The sequence below is a fragment of the Ewingella sp. C233 genome, from assembly GCF_055407225.1.
Window position 1 is genome coordinate 196,913 of sequence record NZ_JBUZRI010000004.1, and the last position, 16,918, is coordinate 213,830.

The window sequence follows — 16,918 nt, forward strand, 5'->3', positions numbered from 1 at the left end:
GAGGAAGCGAAACCTACTTCTGCTTCATCTTCTGTAAAATCGGGCCGCACTGGTTCTGTTCATTATCACTTGGAGAGATCAGCGCCAGCAGCGCAGCGGCAGGGGCGACGACGGCACCCAGCGCCACGGCAGCGGCACCGCGTGCAATCAGCGGCCCAGGTTTCACGCCTGCATCTGGATTTTTATAGGTACCGCGCACGTAGAGCGGTGAACGCAGCGTCAGAATACGCACGCCTTTACTCTGCGGATCAATCGTCAAATCCAGACGTTCAGTTGCCATATTGGTCGTACCGCTGATGTTAATGACGGCGTTCTCGGTGTCGAACACAAACAGCCTTGGGGAAACCAGACCGTTTTTAATATTCACGTCCGCCGCCGCGCAGTTGATCGCAACCTCGTCATCACCAAACAGCTTGCCCACCACATAGTTCCCGACGTTAAGGCCGACAATCTCCATCAGGCCGCGGCTAATAACCCCGTCATTAATCAGCAATTTCATGTCGCCGTTGCTGGTACCGAGCAGTTCAGCTACCGAATTACCGGTACCGGTGAGCGTAGCGTCACCGTTCAAATCCCCCAGACTGCGCTCCATCGACTGCACGCTCGGCAGTAGCTGTTTCAGCTTCAGCCCGCGCGCGTGCATATCAACGCGGCCCTGCATCGGGGATTTATCCCCTTCCAGCCGCACGGTCGAATTAAGGTTGCCGCCTGCCACCCCAAAGCGCAGCGGGTCCATCAGGATCACGCCTTTAGTCAATTTCAGATGCGTACTCAGATCGCTAATCGGCAGGGATTTTCCGTGCTCAATGCGTTTGGCGCTGAATTTCACGTCGGCATCCATCACGGCCCAGCTTTTAGTATCAAACTTCTCAACCGGAAGGACTTTATCCGATGGCTGACGGGTTTTCTCGCCGCGTTTGGCTTTGTCTTTATTGGAATCTGCACCGATAAGTGGCGCAAGATCGGCGAACCGCAGCTGTCTGGACTCGACGCTGCCGGCCAAACTTGGCCGAGGCTTACTGGCACGATAGGTCAGCGAGCCATGAATATCGCTGTCGCCGATTTCGCCGTTGAAGTTCTGATAGCGGTACACCGCACCATCTTTATCATGCAGCGTGGCGCTCAGATGGCCGTCGGTGGAGTACGGCGGCGTTTGCGGTAACAGTACGCCAGTCAGTCCGTAGAGATCCGAAAGCGTTTGTCCGGAGAATTTGAGGCGTAAATCCAGCGCCCCCAGGTTCATCGGATCCGTCAGCGTACCGGCTACCGCGACACGCGTGTCGCCCGAGCGCACATCCGCCTGTAACGGGAAGCGGGAATCGGGGTCTTTCAGAGCCAACATACCGCCAATTTTACCGCTGCCGGAAAGCGGTTCGCCGTTGTACTTGCCGTCCACTTTCCAGCCGAAGACGTAATCCGGCGTTTTGCCTTTGCCCTCAGCAGACTTATCACCTTTCGCCCCCACCACTTCGGTGAATGGCAACGGTTTTCCGAGCGGGTCAATGACGGCACGGAAATCCGCTTTCAGCGGCGCATCTTTATAATCAATCTGCCCCCGGTCAAACACGATGTCGTTGAGGGTAAATGACCACGGCGAAGCAGGCTGGACCTCATCTTTGGTGTCACTGTTTGCCAGATTGAAGGTCCAGTTATTTTTACCATTCGCCAGACGGATCAGCGACGCATTGGGCTGCTTCAGCCAGATGCGCGGGATCAGCACCTCTTTATGCAACAACGCCAGCGGCGCGATGCTTGCATCCACGCGGGCCAACGTCACCATCTGGTCATCCTTTTTCTCGCCCGGCACATCTTCCGGGTTACCTAATACAATGTCTTCGGCATGAATGTGCGGCCACGGCACCCAGGCACGCCAGCCGGCTTCATCTTTCTGACGTGACCAGTCAACACCCAGATTTCCCCGGATGGCAAAAGTGCGGTTGAGCTCGGTTGAGACTTTTTGATTAATCGTGGGTTTCAGGCGGTTCCAGTCGAACATCGCGATGAAAATAATGATGGTAATCAACAAAATAACGATGATACCGGCCACCCAACTAACCACTTTACCTGTGCGTGTCATTAGCCTATTCCTATCAGACAATTAACTGATTAATAGAGCTAACCATAGTTGAGTTTGCGGGAGCTTGCATCATTGGCACGGGAAGGAACAACGTGACAGAAAGTGATTAATCTTTGAAATGTATTGGCAATTGGTCGAGGAAATCGAAGGTTTTTGGGCGGGATAAATAGTAACCCTGAGCCGCCAGCGCATCGGAATTTCGCACCATAGCCCACTCCTGTTCAGTCTCGACACCTTCAATGATCACGCCTTTACTGTAGCGGTTCATCAGGGTGACCAGCGTGAAAAACAGGCGGGCTCCCTCCTCACTTTGGCGAAGTAAAATAAACAGATCGCGGGCGATTTTGATGTACTCATAATGCCAGGTTGTGAACGACGAGAAGTTGGCGATACCCTGACCGAAGTCGTCGAGCCACAACCGGTCAGCCTGCTCAATTTGCGACAGCGGAATACTGAGTGCGTTCTCGGCACTTTCGACCAGTTCGAAACGCACATAGGGCATATTGTTGATCTGGCGCTTCAGCGCACCGTCGGTCTGTAGCGCTTCAAGTACCTGACCGTCTACGTTAATGGAAGCCAGCAGGTTGTGGTCGATAAATAATGTTTGCCACTGCTGCAACAGGTCGAGCTGTTCCTGAACAATCTGTACACGTTTGCCTATCGCAATGGCGACAAAGTAGTGTTCGGGCGATACAAATTTTTGCGGCTGTGACGGGTGAAAAACCCCGGTCAGCAGCTCAATACCCAGTAACTTTCCGGTGGTGCGGTAAATGGGCTGAAAGCGGTACACCCGCTGGCATTGCCGCCAGTAGGACTGTGCCCGAACGCGTTCAATTACAGCGAATGAAGGCATCATCAGACCTAACATCATCTTTGTTATCATATTTTTATGCCGCCATGCTTTCTGCTATCAACCTCTCTGCCACCTGAACCCGAGTCAGTTCATCCGTTTACGTGCGGCAGATGTTATGCGTGGCCACACGGGTAGTCCGGCCCCCTGCAATTCTTTCGTAGTGATATCTATCGGCGTAGCGAGAGGAAACTTTAATCACCTGTATCAGGAGGGGGAACCAGACAGCACAAAATGCCAGCCGGTCGCACTGGAAGTTCGCCGGAGCACGCTCTAGAGTAAAAGGCCGTACTGAAACTGTGATAACTCCGGAGAAAACCATGCCTTTCGTCAATATCAGAATTACCCGTGACGGCGCGACCGCTGAACAGAAAAAAGCGTTGATCGAAGGGGTCACCCAACTGCTGGTTGATACCCTGAATAAAAACCCGGCCACCACTACGGTGATCATCGATGAAGTGGATACCGACAACTGGGGTCTGGGCGGACGCACCGTCACCGAACTGCGCAGCGAAGCAAAATAATACGGGCTGAGGCGGCAGTTAAGAGTATGGCGAGAGCGTAAAGGCTTTCGCTTTTTTTATGACTTTTTTTTGCTTCTTCGAGACACCTCGAAAAAAAATAAAACCGCGTTTTAATAGTGTTGACTGCCCTGCTGCTTGCGAAGAGACTAAGCGCATCGTTTTGCTTATTCCGTTTTCATTTCTCAAGACATAGGCCCGTTTCAATGACCAGCAAAAACATTGCCGTTATCGGCGAGTGCATGATTGAATTGTCACAGAAAGGCTCCTCCCTGAACCGCGGATTTGGCGGTGACACCCTAAATACCTCCGTCTATATCGCCCGTCAGGTCCCCGCCGATGCGCTCAACGTGCATTATGTTACTGCCCTTGGCACCGACAGTTTCAGCAACGAAATGCTGGCCGCGTGGCAACAGGAAGGTGTGAAAACGGACCTGACTCAGCGTCTCGATGACAAACTTCCGGGTCTGTACGTGATTGAAACGGACGACACCGGCGAACGCACCTTCTATTACTGGCGCAACGACGCCGCCGCACGTTACTGGCTCGACAGCCCGCATTCGGCAGAAATTTGCCAGAAGCTGGCGGAATTTGATTATCTGTATCTGAGCGGTATCAGTCTGGCGATCCTCAATGACAACAGCCGCGAACGCCTGATGACACTGCTTCAGACCTGCCGCTCACGCGGTGGCAAGGTGATTTTCGACAATAACTACCGTCCGCGCCTGTGGGCCAGTAAAGAGAAAACGCAGGCAGCATACAACGCGATGCTGGCCTGTACTGATATCGCCTTCCTGACGCTGGATGATGAAGATATGTTGTGGGGCGCAAAACCCTTTGATGAGGTAATTGCCCGAACGCACGCGTTGGGTGTCAGCGAAGTGGTGATCAAGCGTGGCGCTGACAGTTGCATTGTTTCCGCCTCTGACGGCAAACAGTATGACGTTCCGGCAGTGAAGCTGCCAAAAGAGAAAGTCATCGACACTACCGCCGCCGGAGACTCCTTCAGCGCGGGTTATCTCGCCGTACGCCTGACCGGCGGCAGCGCCGAAGCGGCAGCTGTGCGCGGACACCAGACAGCCAGCACAGTGATTCAATACCGTGGGGCGATCATCCCGGCAGAAGCGTTAGCTTTTTAGAAAAGCTAAGCAAAATCTCTAAGGTTCAAGGCCGTGGGCTCGCCGCCCACGGCCTTGAATTTGAAGTTGAAGTTGAAGTTGAAATTAAAAAAGAAAAGGGGCCGAAGCCCCTTCATCAAGCATCTACAACGTTATTGTGCTGGCGCCGCACCCGGCACACTCTCTCCCGTATTGCTGGCTGCATCAGCCGGCGCGACATCGGGAACTACCGCAGGGACCATGATTTGATCATAGGTTTCCTGCAAGGCTTTAACGCTCATCTCTGGCTCACCTTTCGGCTGGACCAGTAACAATGCCGGATCACGGGAAAGCTGCTGTTTGAGCTCCTGATTCAGTACCGGTAAGGTCAGCGTGGAGAGGAACTCCTGACGCAGTTTCTGGTATTGCTCAGGGGCGATATCCACCACGCCATTCTGCTGCGAACGCAGCCGCTGACTCATCAGGACGTCGGTATCGGTACGCGCGTAGGTGGCAAACAGTTTGCTGAGCTGATCCTTTTTCTGCGCAATCAGGGCATCGAATTCCGCCTGTGACAGGCCGTTATCGCGCACTTTGACTAATTCCTGCGACAGATTTTTCAGTGAGTCGAGCATCTTCTCCTGCGGCGCATCCATACGGATGGCGCACTGCGCACGCTGATACTGCACACGGCAGTCAAAACTCAGATTAGGCACCGGCGATTCTGCGGATTTGGCTTTGCCCTCAGGCGAGATTTTCAGCGCCTGCTGTAAATGCCAAAACAACGCTTCACGCGCCAGATCGCTGCGCCAGTAAGTGCTTAGTGCCTGCGAATCCTGAATCGGCTGCCACGGCATATCCCACAACAACGAAAGCTTGTCCTGCGTCAGCGAATCATCCATCAGCGTCATCGCTTTTGGCGGTAAACCCGGCAAGGTTGGCAGCGTTTGCGGCGTCTGACGGGTGCCTTTCAGCGCGGAGAAGGTTTTGTTGATCTGCTCCGTTATGCTGCGGCTGTCGACATTCCCGACCACGTAAAGCGTCATGGCGTCCGGGGTATACCATTGATGGTAGAACTGGCCCAGCGCTTTGACATCCACCGGGTGTACCGGCGGCTGGCTAGGATCATGGCCCAATAGTGTTGAACCGGTCAGGCGATAACGCCACCAGGCATCTTTGGTATCCATCGGCAGTGCGCCTATCGGATCCTGCTGCATACGGGCGGCATCCGTTACCGACTCCTGATTAATCACCATGTTGCCAGTGGTCGCGGCCAGCCAGGCCAGCGCTTCTTTCAGCAGATCAGGCCGCCCGTTAGGCAGACTGATATTGTACATAGTGAAATCATACGAGGTGATAGCCGGAGGTAATGGCCGGTCACTGTTAATGCTTTGCTGCCAGAAAGACTGCAACTGAGAGCTGCTGAAGCCTTCGGCATGTGTCAGGGCAAGGCGGGGAAGAAAGTGCGCAAAGCCTGTTTGTTGACTGGATTCCGCCAGAGAACCGGTTTTGACGATAAAACGTAATTCGATGCGATCGCTTGGACGTTGCGGCGTAGCCAGCATTTGCCAGGTAAAACCATTGTCTAATTTACCCTGCTGCCAGGCCGGATCGGGCTGTAATGCTTCAGCCTGCGCGTTGCCTGCGGCGACTGCCAGCAACAATCCACCAACGAGTAAACGAATTTTGGTGCCCTGCATGTGAACCCCTACGTAATGACAATCCAATTTTCAATGTGCTTGTCCTGCCGGCGTCTTACGACTCACCCACAGGATATCAATGTGTAAAAACGAAGACGGCAAAGTTTAGCACTCTGTTAGACCGCATGTTTTTGCCGATGTCACCGTTCTCATGAAAATTTATTGCGAACCATAACCGAAGGGACACCGGGGACGCACATTATGAAGATAATCCAATGGTTACATCAAGCAACCGGTCAATTAATAGGGGAATTAAACATGAAAAAGGCAGGATTCGGAAATTCCGACCTGCCTTTTAGATTTTTTATACCAGATTTTTCGGAAAGAATTCGCCCGTCAGGCAGATTTCTCAGCCGCTGTCAGACCCTTCTGACCCGCCAGTGTGGCTTTCAGCTGACCTTCATCCAGTTGATTACACCATTTGGCTACCACGACCGTCGCCACACCGTTACCCACCAGATTGGTCAGGGCACGGGCTTCGGACATAAAGCGGTCAATACCGAGAATCAATGCCAGACCGGCAACCGGCAGATGACCTACTGCGGACAGAGTCGCGGCCAGAACGATGAAACCGCTGCCCGTGACGCCCGCTGCGCCTTTCGATGACAGCAGAAGTACCACCAGCAGGGTTATCTGATGCCAGATATCCATGTGGGTATTGGTCGCCTGAGCGATAAACACCGCCGCCATAGTCAGGTAAATCGAGGTGCCGTCGAGGTTGAAAGAGTATCCGGTCGGAATAACCAGCCCCACCACCGACTTTTTACAGCCCAGACGCTCCATTTTATCGAGCATACGTGGCAGAACCGATTCAGACGACGAGGTTCCCAGCACAATCAGCAGTTCTTCTTTTATATAAGCAATGAATTTGAAAATACTGAAGCCGGTGAAGCGGGCAATCAGCCCCAGTACCACCACGACGAACAGTACGCAGGTCAGGTAGAAGCACAGAATCAGCTGACCGAGCTGCACCAGCGAACCCACTCCATATTTCCCGATGGTAAAGGCCATCGCACCGAAAGCACCCAGCGGAGCAAGGCGCATGATCATATTGATGATGCCGAATATTACCCGCGAGAAGCTGTCGATGAAATTAAAGACCAGCTGGCCTTTATCGCCCAGGCGGTGCAGCGCAAACCCAAACAGCACGGCAAACATCAGGACTTGCAGGATGTTACCGCTGGCGAAGGCGCCGATGACGCTGCCCGGAATGATATCCAGCAGGAAAGGAACGATGCCCTGACTTTGCGCCTGCTCGGCATACATCGCCACGGCTTTGGCATCCAGCGCCGCGGGATCGACGTTCATCCCTGCTCCCGGCTGCACCAGATTGACGATAACCAGCCCGATGATCAGAGCAATGGTGCTGACAATCTCAAAATAGAGCAAAGCAATCGCGCCGGTGCGACCCACGGCCTTCATGCTTTCCATCCCGGCGATGCCGGTAACGACGGTACAGAAGATCACCGGGGCGATGATCATCTTGATTAATTTAACAAAACCATCACCGAGAGGCTTCATTTGCGCACCCAGCTCGGGGTAGAAGTGTCCCAGTAGAACGCCCAGGGTGATCGCCGTCAGCACCTGAAAATAGAGGCTTTTGAAGATATTTGTTTTCATTTATGGCCATCCTGTAGTGGTACAAAACCCTTCAGTCATTATGGGTAATACCCAAAATCGACAGGCGGGAAAATAACACCGACATAACAAGATGGAAATAATTTGTTTCGTTTCGCAATCCCTGTTGTTGTAAAACTAGAGCCGAAACCATTCAGCTGAAAAGCAACAAGGTCAGGGATACATTAAAACAGCAGGGAGCGAAAGAAAAAAGAAGCAGATAGAAAAGGGCCACAACGTCAGACGGGCACAATCTTGTTATCACAGAACTGGCGTTCAAACTCGGCCTGCGACAGCGGCGCGGAGAAGAAATAGCCCTGACCAAACAGAATGTCATTTTCCAGTAACCAGCGGCGCTGTTCGTCGGTTTCAACACCTTCGGCAACCAGCTGAATATTCATCGCCTTTCCGATGGACGCCACGATGTTGACCATCACATCATCCTCCGGCAGCACGCTGACAAAACTGCGGTCAATTTTGATCACGTCAATCGGCAAGCTGCGCAGGCGGTTCAGATAATCCAGCCCGGAATAGCCCAGACCAAAATCATCCAGTTCAATGGAAACACCGACCGCACGCAGCTCACCCAACAATAAAAGCGCGCGATCCAAATCTTCGATACGGGCGGTTTCGGTGATCTCCAGCACCAGCTGGCCGGGGTTGATTTTGTAACGGCTCAGGAGGCTGCGCAGCTCCGGCAGAAAATTGCGCTGCTGCACCTGAATACCAGAAAGATTGACCGACAGCGGCAACGTAATGCCGCACTGCTGCCAGCGGGCCAGAATGCCACAGCCCAATTCCAGCACTTTATAACCGAGCATCCCCATCACGCCGATCTCTTCCGCCAGTACGATAAAATCACTCTCCAGCCCGTAGCTGCCGTCGGCCATTTTACGGCGCAGCAGCGCTTCCGCGCCCATCACCGTGCCGTTAGCCATATTGACCTGGGGCTGAATAAACAGGGTGAAGTCGTTCTGCTCCATCGCGTGCAGAATTTCATTCTCCTGCAGCAGGCGCTTTTGAATTTTTTCCGTCAGTTCTGGCTCGAAGAACAGAATCTGATTTTTACCCTGCTGATAGGCCGACAGACGTGCAGCGCGGGCATTCGCCATCAGTTGTGCGGCGGTCACCGGTATTTCACCGTCATAATGCACAATGCCGATGCTCCCGGTTGGATGCAGCGCCAGTGGGGCAATATCACTCTCCTGCGGGGCATTGATACGTTCCATAATCTGCCGCGCGAGACGCATTGCCATGAAGGGACGGGCGATGTCCGTTGCCAGCAGGGCAAATTCGTTATAGCTCAGACGTGCCAGCAAGCAATCTGGCGGCAAGATTTCCATGATCGACGTGACCAGCGGACAGCTAACATGACCGTCATCGCGCAGGCTCTCAATGCCAATAAGAAGCAGGTGGAAATCTTTCTCCGCTGGCGTGGCGTTTATCCGCAACTGCAAATGTGCCATAAACCGCGCTTCACTGCTCAGGGCGCTGGCCGACGGGTTTTCTTCCTGAACTTTCTGCTGCGCCTTAAGCCAGTGCAGCTGATTACGGTTATAGCTGCGGATCAGCATGCCAAACTCATCATCCTCATGGCGCGGAGGCAGACTCAACTGATGATGGGCAATCTCACTTTCGGGCAGTGCTTCCAGCTCACGGGCGATGGCCCTGAGCGGTTTCACCACCAGGCGGTTGATGCACCAGCTCACTGAAATCGACAAAATCAACGCCAGCAGTAAATACGTGGTGAGCATGGTAGAGAGCGCGCTGACGATAAACTGATACATGCGGTAGGAGTCGGCCTGCAACTCAAGATAAGCCAGCGGCTTGGGCGCGGTCGGGCTGGCCGCAGCCGAATAGAGCGGGACCGAAATCGTGACCGGCAGATTAAATCCGCGGATAACCCACTCAGGCACCGGTCTTCCCGCAGGGAAATGGGTACTCAGCGCAGTGATTTCATTCGGCGATACCACTTCTGCGCGGCTAAGAATGCCGACCGGGCGCAGCGTGTTAAGAATTTCCTGGGTTTCTTTGAGATCAACGTCCAGCACGGCCTGTGACAACGGGAGCCTGACGGAATGGGCAATATTTTCAAGTTGTTGGGCGTAATCGTCCCTCCGCTGCTGCACAAAGTGAAACAGTTGGATGACAATAAAAAAGCAGATGGTGATCACCGCGACGCTGGATACCGCCGCCATCTGTTTTATGGTTAATGAACGCCTGACCCGCAATCTAGTTCTCCGACATATTCTAACGTAATTTCAACCCGCATATCGTAACAGGCAGAGAAGATGAACCCTACCCCGGCGCAGTATACCTGATTAGAAAAAATTCTGGCCCCGCCCGCAACGTATTAGTCTATGAAAACAACACGTTTATGACAGGAAAAAACATAACCGCCTCATCCTGACGTTTTCCATACAAATATGAGTAACCTTATTTATTCAATTAATATTTGGAATTGTCACTTTAGAGGTGGTAATCATTCTGACTTTAACAACGTTAAAGCAATAAATGTGCTACTTATCACATTAAAGGTGGAGCAATTAACGCCATTATCTCGTTGCAACAGCAAATTGCGCCAAAATCGCTTTTTTACCAAGCAGTTAACGATGGTCTATGATGATATGGACTAATTCCTATTTTTTGTAAATTGTGCTTCACGCTATACCTTAGCTGATATATTAGGACTAATCCTAAAGCACATTATTTATGTGTTAATCACTTCTTTCCTGACATTTTGCCACTGATGATCGTTGGCCGTTTTCGCGTCTCAAATACTCGGATAAATATAATCCCCACCGGGCAGAACATATGAATAAATATGACGATATTAAGCGCTTTATCGAAAAATCAAAAACAGAAGATCTTGATTATAAAGAGATAACAGAAAAATCTACCGGTAATGGCATGACGGGCTCAATGAATCAATGGGCATTGATTAAGCAAGTATCTGCCAGCGAAGAAACGCAGAGCACGCTGGACAATGGCCGCACCACGCAGCCGACGCCACAGGCCATTTCCGCTGAAGAATTTCAGCGTAGCCCGCCGCAGACCCATGAGCGGCCGAATTCGCCGGTGGCGGCAGCACATTCTGCGGCCCCGGTCGTCGCAACACCTATGACAGTGAATCCCCTTTCTTCCGCCATTGCGCCTGCCCCTGGTGGCCTGATGGATGCTCTGCGTGAGTCCCTCCCGCTGGCTCCTCAGCCATCTGTATCTTCGCAGGCACCCGCAGCGCAGGCCTCTGCGCCACACAGCGCGGCGATTTTACATGCGCAATCTGTCACGCCTGACACTACGGGCAGCCTGCTGGATTCGGTGAAACAGGCTCTGCCTGACCAGCCGGTCACGCCTGCGCCAGCCTATACCGCGCCGGTCAGATCTGCGCCGGCCCCTGCCTGGACACAACCTGCTGCGGCTGCGGCACCTGTGCCTGCCGCGTCAGCGCCGGGCACACAATTCCGTCAAATGTTTAAACAAAAAGCTCCGCCATCTGCGGGTGCTTTCTTACATCGCGATACGCCGCTTCAACCCCTGTTAGAGATGATTGCCTCATGCCGTTAGTTTGTGTGTGTTCCCCGAAAGGCGGGGTTGGAAAAACCACGGTGGCCGCGAATCTGGCGTACTCCCTGGCCCGAAGCGGCAGCAAAGTGCTGGTCATCGATTTCGATGTACAAAACGCCCTGCGCCTGCATTTTGGTGTACCCATTTCCGATACCCGTGGTTTTGTCGCCGGGTCAGGTAATGAGTCAGACTGGAGCCAGTTTATCCTCAAGGCCGGGTCGAATACTTTCGTACTGCCTTATGGCGAAGTGAACGAAGAACAGCGGCTGGAGTTTGAACATCAGCTGGCGAGTGATCCGCATTTTTTACAGCGTGGTTTAAATACCGTGCTCAATTACCCCGGTCTGGTCGTCATTGCCGATTTCCCTCCCGGCCCCAGCCCGGCGCTGAAAGCCGTACAAGCGCTGGCGGATTTACACGTCGTCGTAATGCTCGCAGATACCGCGTCATTATCGCTGCTGCCGCTGATGGAAAAAAATAAGCTTATCGGTACGCCGCTCAACAACAAGAAAGGCGAATATTACGTTGTTAACCAAAGTGATAGCCGCCGGACACTCAGCCGTGATGTGACGCAGTTCTTTGAACAGCGCCTGAACGAACGGCTACTGGGCACCATCCACAGGGATGAATGTGTGCCTGAGGCAAACGCCTCACAGCGCTCTATTATTGATTTCAGCCCGGTATCTGCTTCGGCGTTTGATATTGAACTGATCAGCAAAAAAGTCGCGGCCATTTTAGGGATCAAAGTCGGTGATGGGGAACTGCACGCCTCTCCAAAGCCTAATAATTATTAATAGCTCCAGCAGACAGCGATCCTAAATGCGATGAATAAATTCCTATTCTCCCTGCTCGTCCTTCTTTTGCTGCCGGTGGCGGCAGTTATTATCATCACGCCGATGGACAGCCAAAAACAGTATATTTTTGGTCTCATCAGCATCGGTTTATTATTCATCCTGGGACGAATAAAAAACCGACGCATCTCTATTGTGCTGGTGATCCTGTCGGTATTAATGTCCACCCGCTATATCTACTACCGGGCGACAGAAACACTGCATTTTAACTCCACAATAGAAACCATTCTGGGATTAGGCCTTTTCCTGGCCGACATCTATGTCTGGGTAGTGTTAATGCTGGCCTATTTGCAAACCATGTGGCCTTTAAACCGGACTATCGAACCGTTGCCTGAAGATATGTCACTGTGGCCGACGGTCGATGTGTATATTCCGAGTTACAACGAAAGCCTCGATGTGGTTCGCGATACGGTTCTGGCCGCGCAGTGCATTGATTATCCAAAAGATAAGATAAAAATTTATCTGCTCGATGACGGCAAGCGGAATGAATTCGCCGTATTTGCCGCCGATGTGGGCGTCGGGTATATCACCCGTGATAACAATGCCCACGCCAAGGCGGGGAATTTAAACAATGCGATGAAACTCACCAAAGGTGAGCTGATTTGTATTTTTGACTGCGACCATGTGGCAACCCGAGTATTTTTACAAGCCACCGTGGGGGGCTTCCTTAAAGATGAACGTCTGGCACTGGTACAAACGCCGCACTATTTCTATTCACCCGATCCCTTTGAGCGCAACTTATCGATAGGGCGCAATATTCCGAAAGAGGGGTCACTGTTTTATGGCCCAATCCAGCAGGGGAATGACAACTGGAATGCCACCTTCTTCTGTGGCTCCTGTGCCGTTATCCGTCGTAAAGCGCTGGATGAAATCGGCGGCTTTGCCGTAGAAACCGTCACCGAAGATGCACATACCGCATTGAAAATGCAGCGACTGGGTTGGAAATCCTCCTTCCTGGCGATTCCGCTGGCGGCCGGTCTTGCCACAGAACGCCTTGGTTTGCATATCATCCAGCGGACCCGCTGGGCACGCGGCATGACGCAAATTTTACGTATGGATAACCCGCTGTTTGGCCGGGGGCTGACCATTGCGCAGAGACTTTGCTACCTCAATGCGATGATCAGTTTCCAGTCCGGTTTACCACGCGTGGTGTTTCTTACCGCTCCGATTGCCTTCCTGCTGTTCAACCTGAATATCATTGCGTCTTCTTCGGCTCTTATTTTCGCCTACGCCTTACCGCATCTGGTGATGTCGATTTACATGAACTCAAGGCTTAATGGCAAATTCCGCTACTCCTTCTGGGGCGAAGTGTATGACACGGTCATGGCGTTCCATTTGATTATTCCGACGTTGGTAACGCTGATTTCCCCAAAAAAAGGGAAGTTTAACGTGACCGATAAAGGCGGATTACTGGATAACGGATTCTTCGATTTCCATATCGTTAAACCGCATCTGATTGCATTGACGCTGATGCTGATGGGCATTGGCTGGGGTTTGATCCGGGTGATATTCCACGATTACTTTGATGTCGATCCGAGCGTTATTGCCCTGAACGTGGCGTGGGGCAGTTTCAGTGTGATCATTCTGCTGGCCGCTATTGCCGTCGCCAAAGAGACGCGTCAGGTGCGTAAAACTATCCGTATCGATGTCGCTATCCCGGCGATTATCCACTACGCCAACGGCATCTCCCTGCGCACTGAAACCATTGATATGTCGATGGGCGGTGTGCAACTGGTGACACCGGATGTGCGTTATCTGAATGAAGAGATTGAAGAGGTGGAAATTCAGCTGGCTTCCGGTGCCGAAAGCTTCCCGGTCAGCCAAATCAGCGCTGACAAAGACCGCCTGCGCCTGCAGTTCGAAAATCTTCCTTTGGATAAACGCCGTGAACTGGTCCGGGTGGTGCTGTCACGTGCTGATGCATGGCTCGGTGATGAATATCCGCAAGACAGGCCGCTGCGATCGCTGTTCGGTATTGTCCGCTGTGTTTTCGATCTTTTCTTTGGCACCTGGCGCGAACGCCGTGCGAAAAACAGATTGTTAGCCAAAGAATCCGCCGGTAAGAGTGAAGCCGCATGAAACGACCATTAAAAAAATTATTCACTCGCCGTTTAACTACCGGATTGCTGCTTTCGCTGGGCGTTTTGCCGCTGGTGCAAACCAGTGCAGAAGAGTCAGCCGGCGCACTGGCCACGACCCAAAGTAACGGCCAGACTATCGCACCGGACAGCGGAATGGGTAATCTGCCACCGGCTCCGTCCTGGCTGCCACCGACGCCGCCAGTCCCGGCCGGTAATGTGTCGCAAGTTGAGACCAGCCAGCCCGTTACCAGCGCAATTCCTGCCGCTGACGCCGCGCCGCAGGATGACACCACGCCGGTTAACACGTCGCCGGTGGCCGCATCACAGGACGCAGCGCCTGCGCCGGTGATCCCGCTCGTACAACCGGTAACCAGTAACATCACCGTCGCGGACATGGGCCAGCCGAATGGGCTGACGCTCAGCGGTGGCCAGTTACAATCAGGGATTATCTTCACCCTGCCCGGCGATCAGGTGATCACCAATGCCAAACTGTCGCTGGCACTGAAAATCTCTCCGGCGCTGATTGCCCGAGATACCACGCTGGAGCTGATGCTTAACGGCCAGCCACTGGGCAATTTGCCGCTGAGCCAGAGCAGCAACGGCGGCGACGTCTACGAACTGGACATTCCGGCGGCGATGGTGGTGTCGAGCAACAACCTGAGTTTCCGCGTTCATGACATCAACACCATGACCTGCGAGAAAGATCAGTCGGACAAGTATTGGGTCACGGTTCTGCCTTCCACCAGCATCGGGCTGGAAGGTCAGCAGCTCAACATTGGGCGTAACCTCGGCAACTTCCCGCGTCCTTTCTTTGACCCGCTACAAATGCAGGAGTCAAAAGTGACGATGGCGTTCTCCTCCGCGCTGCAACCGCAGGATGTCAGCGCAGCCGCGATGGTCGCCTCATACCTTGGCATGTTGTCTGACTACCGTGACATCGACTTCCCGGTAGTCCTGAATGATTTACCGGAACAAAACGGCATTCTGTTTGGCAAACCGGGCGATAAAATTGGCTCACTGACGCTGCCCGTCAGTAACGGCCCGTCAATTCAAATCATCGATAACCCGCTGAATCCGGTCTACAAACTGCTGCTTGTATTGGGCAACGATGAAAACCAGCTGCGTCAGGCCTCTTACCGTCTGATCAGCGCCGCGATGCCAAATAACACCGATCGCCTGCCCGTCACGCAGCAAAGTATCCCGACGCGCAAACCGTATGATGCTTCCCGCTGGATTGACACTTCACGTCCCGTGACGCTTGGAGAGCTTGCCGCACGTGACCAGAACCCGCTGACCGCGACCGGCATCTTCCATAATGAAATCCATGTGCCGTTCCGCGCCGCACCGGATCTCTTTATGTGGGATGGCCACACCATTCCGGTTCGCATCGATTATCGTTTTCCCACCGAAAACTGGATCGACGAGGACAACTCGCAGCTGAACGTCTCCATTAACGGCACTTTCCTGCGCAACCTGACGGTCAATAAAGTCGGCCTGCTGGAAAACGTCTGGCGGCGTCTCGGCGGCGACAGCCGTCAGGAAAGTTACACTATCAAGTTGCCCCCTTATCTGATTTACGGGGATAACCAGCTGGCTTTCTATTTTGATATCAAGCCGAAGAAAGATGCCCCGTGCAGCATTCTTACCAGCGATAACATCAAAAGCCGCATCGACCCGAACTCGTATATCGACCTGAGCAGCAGCTATCACTTTACCCAGTTGCCGAATCTCTCCTATTTCGTCGGCGCATCGTATCCGTTCTCGAAACAGGCAGACTTCTCCGACAGCCTGTTGCTGCTGCCGCCGGTGCCGACGGCGGGTGACATTCACACCCTGCTGAACATGGCCGCCCGTTCCGGGAACGCGACCGGCGTACCGGTCAGTCATGCGCAGGTGGTGTTTGGCCTGAAAGGCAATGACAGGGAAAACCCGCTGTTTGACCGCGACATCTTAGCTATTACCACGCTCGGGGATTCAGCTTTCAACCAGCAACTGCTGGAAGCCTCGCCGTTCGCCATCAACAACAATTCGCTCAGCGTGAAAACGCCGACGCAGCTGCAACGCGCCCTCGACGCGCTGACCGGCGACTGGTATCGCCAGCCCGTGGATGCCGACCGTTATCTGTCGTCGACCGGCGCATGGCGCGGGTTTATCAGCTACCGTTCGCGCTGGTCACCTGACCACGTGGTGGTGGTGGCGACCGGTACCGACGACCAGCAACTGCTGAAAATTCACGACGACCTCAAGTCATCCAAAATCAACGCCGGTATCCGTGGCGATCTGGCGATCATCACGGATGAAAACGGTATCCGCAGTTTTGCCGTCGGTAAGCAGTTCCCGACCGGCCAGATGCCGTGGTACATGATGGTGGTGTGGTACGCCAGCACGCACATTGTGATCCTGTCGCTCATCACCTTACTGGTTTCGCTGCTGATCGGCCTGAGTCTCTACGTCCTGCTGGCAAAACATGCTGCGAAACGCCTCGGTAAGCAGCCAAAAAAATGAACATAACCACAATAAAAATAATAATGATGATGATGATGACACCTGACTCGGC

The 16,918-nt window shown here is 53.1% G+C and carries 11 protein-coding genes; 6 read left to right on the forward strand and 5 right to left on the reverse strand.

The window, feature by feature from the left end:
- Nucleotides 1–13 precede the first annotated feature (13 nt).
- Nucleotides 14–2,077 (reverse strand): AsmA family protein, encoded by a 2,064-nt coding sequence (locus ACZRKO_RS18465; protein WP_463738697.1) that lies wholly within the window; start codon nucleotides 2,075–2,077, stop codon nucleotides 14–16.
- A gap of 106 nt (nucleotides 2,078–2,183) precedes the next feature.
- The gene (gene pdeH / locus ACZRKO_RS18470) at nucleotides 2,184–2,960 is read right to left on the reverse strand and encodes a cyclic-guanylate-specific phosphodiesterase (RefSeq protein WP_463738698.1); all 777 of its coding nucleotides are present in this window, start codon (nucleotides 2,958–2,960) and stop codon (nucleotides 2,184–2,186) included.
- A 287-nt stretch (nucleotides 2,961–3,247) separates the two neighbouring features.
- On the opposite strand from pdeH, the gene ACZRKO_RS18475 reads away from it, so the two are divergent.
- Nucleotides 3,248–3,451 carry a 2-hydroxymuconate tautomerase family protein gene (locus ACZRKO_RS18475; protein ID WP_463738699.1) on the forward strand — a complete coding sequence of 68 codons (204 nt, stop codon included), beginning with the start codon at nucleotides 3,248–3,250 and terminating at the stop codon, nucleotides 3,449–3,451.
- A gap of 203 nt (nucleotides 3,452–3,654) precedes the next feature.
- On the forward strand, nucleotides 3,655–4,587 hold the full coding sequence (kdgK, locus tag ACZRKO_RS18480) for a 2-dehydro-3-deoxygluconokinase (RefSeq protein WP_463738700.1): 933 nt from the start codon (nucleotides 3,655–3,657) through the stop codon (nucleotides 4,585–4,587).
- A gap of 131 nt (nucleotides 4,588–4,718) precedes the next feature.
- On the opposite strand, the gene ACZRKO_RS18485 is transcribed toward kdgK, so the two are convergent.
- From ACZRKO_RS18485 to hmsP, 3 genes are all read right to left on the reverse strand, one after another.
- On the reverse strand, nucleotides 4,719–6,245 hold the full coding sequence (locus ACZRKO_RS18485; RefSeq protein ID WP_463738701.1) for a M16 family metallopeptidase: 1,527 nt from the start codon (nucleotides 6,243–6,245) through the stop codon (nucleotides 4,719–4,721).
- A 336-nt stretch (nucleotides 6,246–6,581) separates the two neighbouring features.
- Nucleotides 6,582–7,865, reverse strand: coding sequence for a dicarboxylate/amino acid:cation symporter (locus tag ACZRKO_RS18490; protein WP_463738702.1), 1,284 nt, complete (start codon nucleotides 7,863–7,865; stop codon nucleotides 6,582–6,584).
- 236 nt (nucleotides 7,866–8,101) lie between these two features.
- Entirely contained in the window at nucleotides 8,102–10,093 is a 1,992-nt protein-coding gene (gene hmsP, locus ACZRKO_RS18495; RefSeq protein ID WP_463738703.1) for a biofilm formation regulator HmsP, read from the reverse strand.
- Nucleotides 10,094–10,676: 583 nt separating this feature from the next.
- On the opposite strand from hmsP, the gene ACZRKO_RS18500 reads away from it, so the two are divergent.
- Genes ACZRKO_RS18500 through bcsB form a run of 4 tightly spaced genes read left to right on the forward strand, consistent with a single transcriptional unit; the run spans nucleotide 10,677 to nucleotide 16,866 of the window.
- Nucleotides 10,677–11,429, forward strand: a complete 753-nt coding sequence (locus ACZRKO_RS18500; RefSeq protein WP_463738704.1) for a hypothetical protein — start codon at nucleotides 10,677–10,679, stop codon at nucleotides 11,427–11,429.
- Entirely contained in the window at nucleotides 11,420–12,223 is an 804-nt protein-coding gene (gene bcsQ / locus ACZRKO_RS18505) for a cellulose biosynthesis protein BcsQ (RefSeq protein ID WP_463738705.1), read from the forward strand. Before ACZRKO_RS18500 ends, bcsQ begins: the two co-directional genes overlap by 10 nt.
- Before the next feature lie 30 nt (nucleotides 12,224–12,253).
- Nucleotides 12,254–14,359 (forward strand): UDP-forming cellulose synthase catalytic subunit, encoded by a 2,106-nt coding sequence (bcsA, locus tag ACZRKO_RS18510; RefSeq protein WP_463738706.1) that lies wholly within the window; start codon nucleotides 12,254–12,256, stop codon nucleotides 14,357–14,359.
- A complete protein-coding gene (bcsB, locus tag ACZRKO_RS18515; RefSeq protein WP_463738707.1) occupies nucleotides 14,356–16,866 on the forward strand; it encodes a cellulose biosynthesis cyclic di-GMP-binding regulatory protein BcsB in 2,511 nt (836 codons plus the stop codon). The genes bcsA and bcsB overlap by 4 nt, the downstream gene beginning before the upstream one ends.
- Nucleotides 16,867–16,918: the final 52 nt, after the last annotated feature.

Bases quoted from the DNA above. Each gene is read 5' to 3' on its own strand.
- ACZRKO_RS18485 (WP_463738701.1), bottom strand. From the start codon at position 6,245: ATGCAGGGCACCAAAATTCGTTTACTCGTTGGTGGATTGTTGCTGGCA.
- ACZRKO_RS18475 (WP_463738699.1), top strand. From the start codon at position 3,248: ATGCCTTTCGTCAATATCAGAATTACCCGTGACGGCGCGACCGCTGAA.
- bcsQ (WP_463738705.1), top strand. From the start codon at position 11,420: ATGCCGTTAGTTTGTGTGTGTTCCCCGAAAGGCGGGGTTGGAAAAACC.
- ACZRKO_RS18500 (WP_463738704.1), top strand. From the start codon at position 10,677: ATGAATAAATATGACGATATTAAGCGCTTTATCGAAAAATCAAAAACA.
- pdeH (WP_463738698.1), bottom strand. From the start codon at position 2,960: ATGATAACAAAGATGATGTTAGGTCTGATGATGCCTTCATTCGCTGTA.
- kdgK (WP_463738700.1), top strand. From the start codon at position 3,655: ATGACCAGCAAAAACATTGCCGTTATCGGCGAGTGCATGATTGAATTG.
- bcsB (WP_463738707.1), top strand. From the start codon at position 14,356: ATGAAACGACCATTAAAAAAATTATTCACTCGCCGTTTAACTACCGGA.
- ACZRKO_RS18490 (WP_463738702.1), bottom strand. From the start codon at position 7,865: ATGAAAACAAATATCTTCAAAAGCCTCTATTTTCAGGTGCTGACGGCG.
- bcsA (WP_463738706.1), top strand. From the start codon at position 12,254: ATGAATAAATTCCTATTCTCCCTGCTCGTCCTTCTTTTGCTGCCGGTG.
- ACZRKO_RS18465 (WP_463738697.1), bottom strand. From the start codon at position 2,077: ATGACACGCACAGGTAAAGTGGTTAGTTGGGTGGCCGGTATCATCGTT.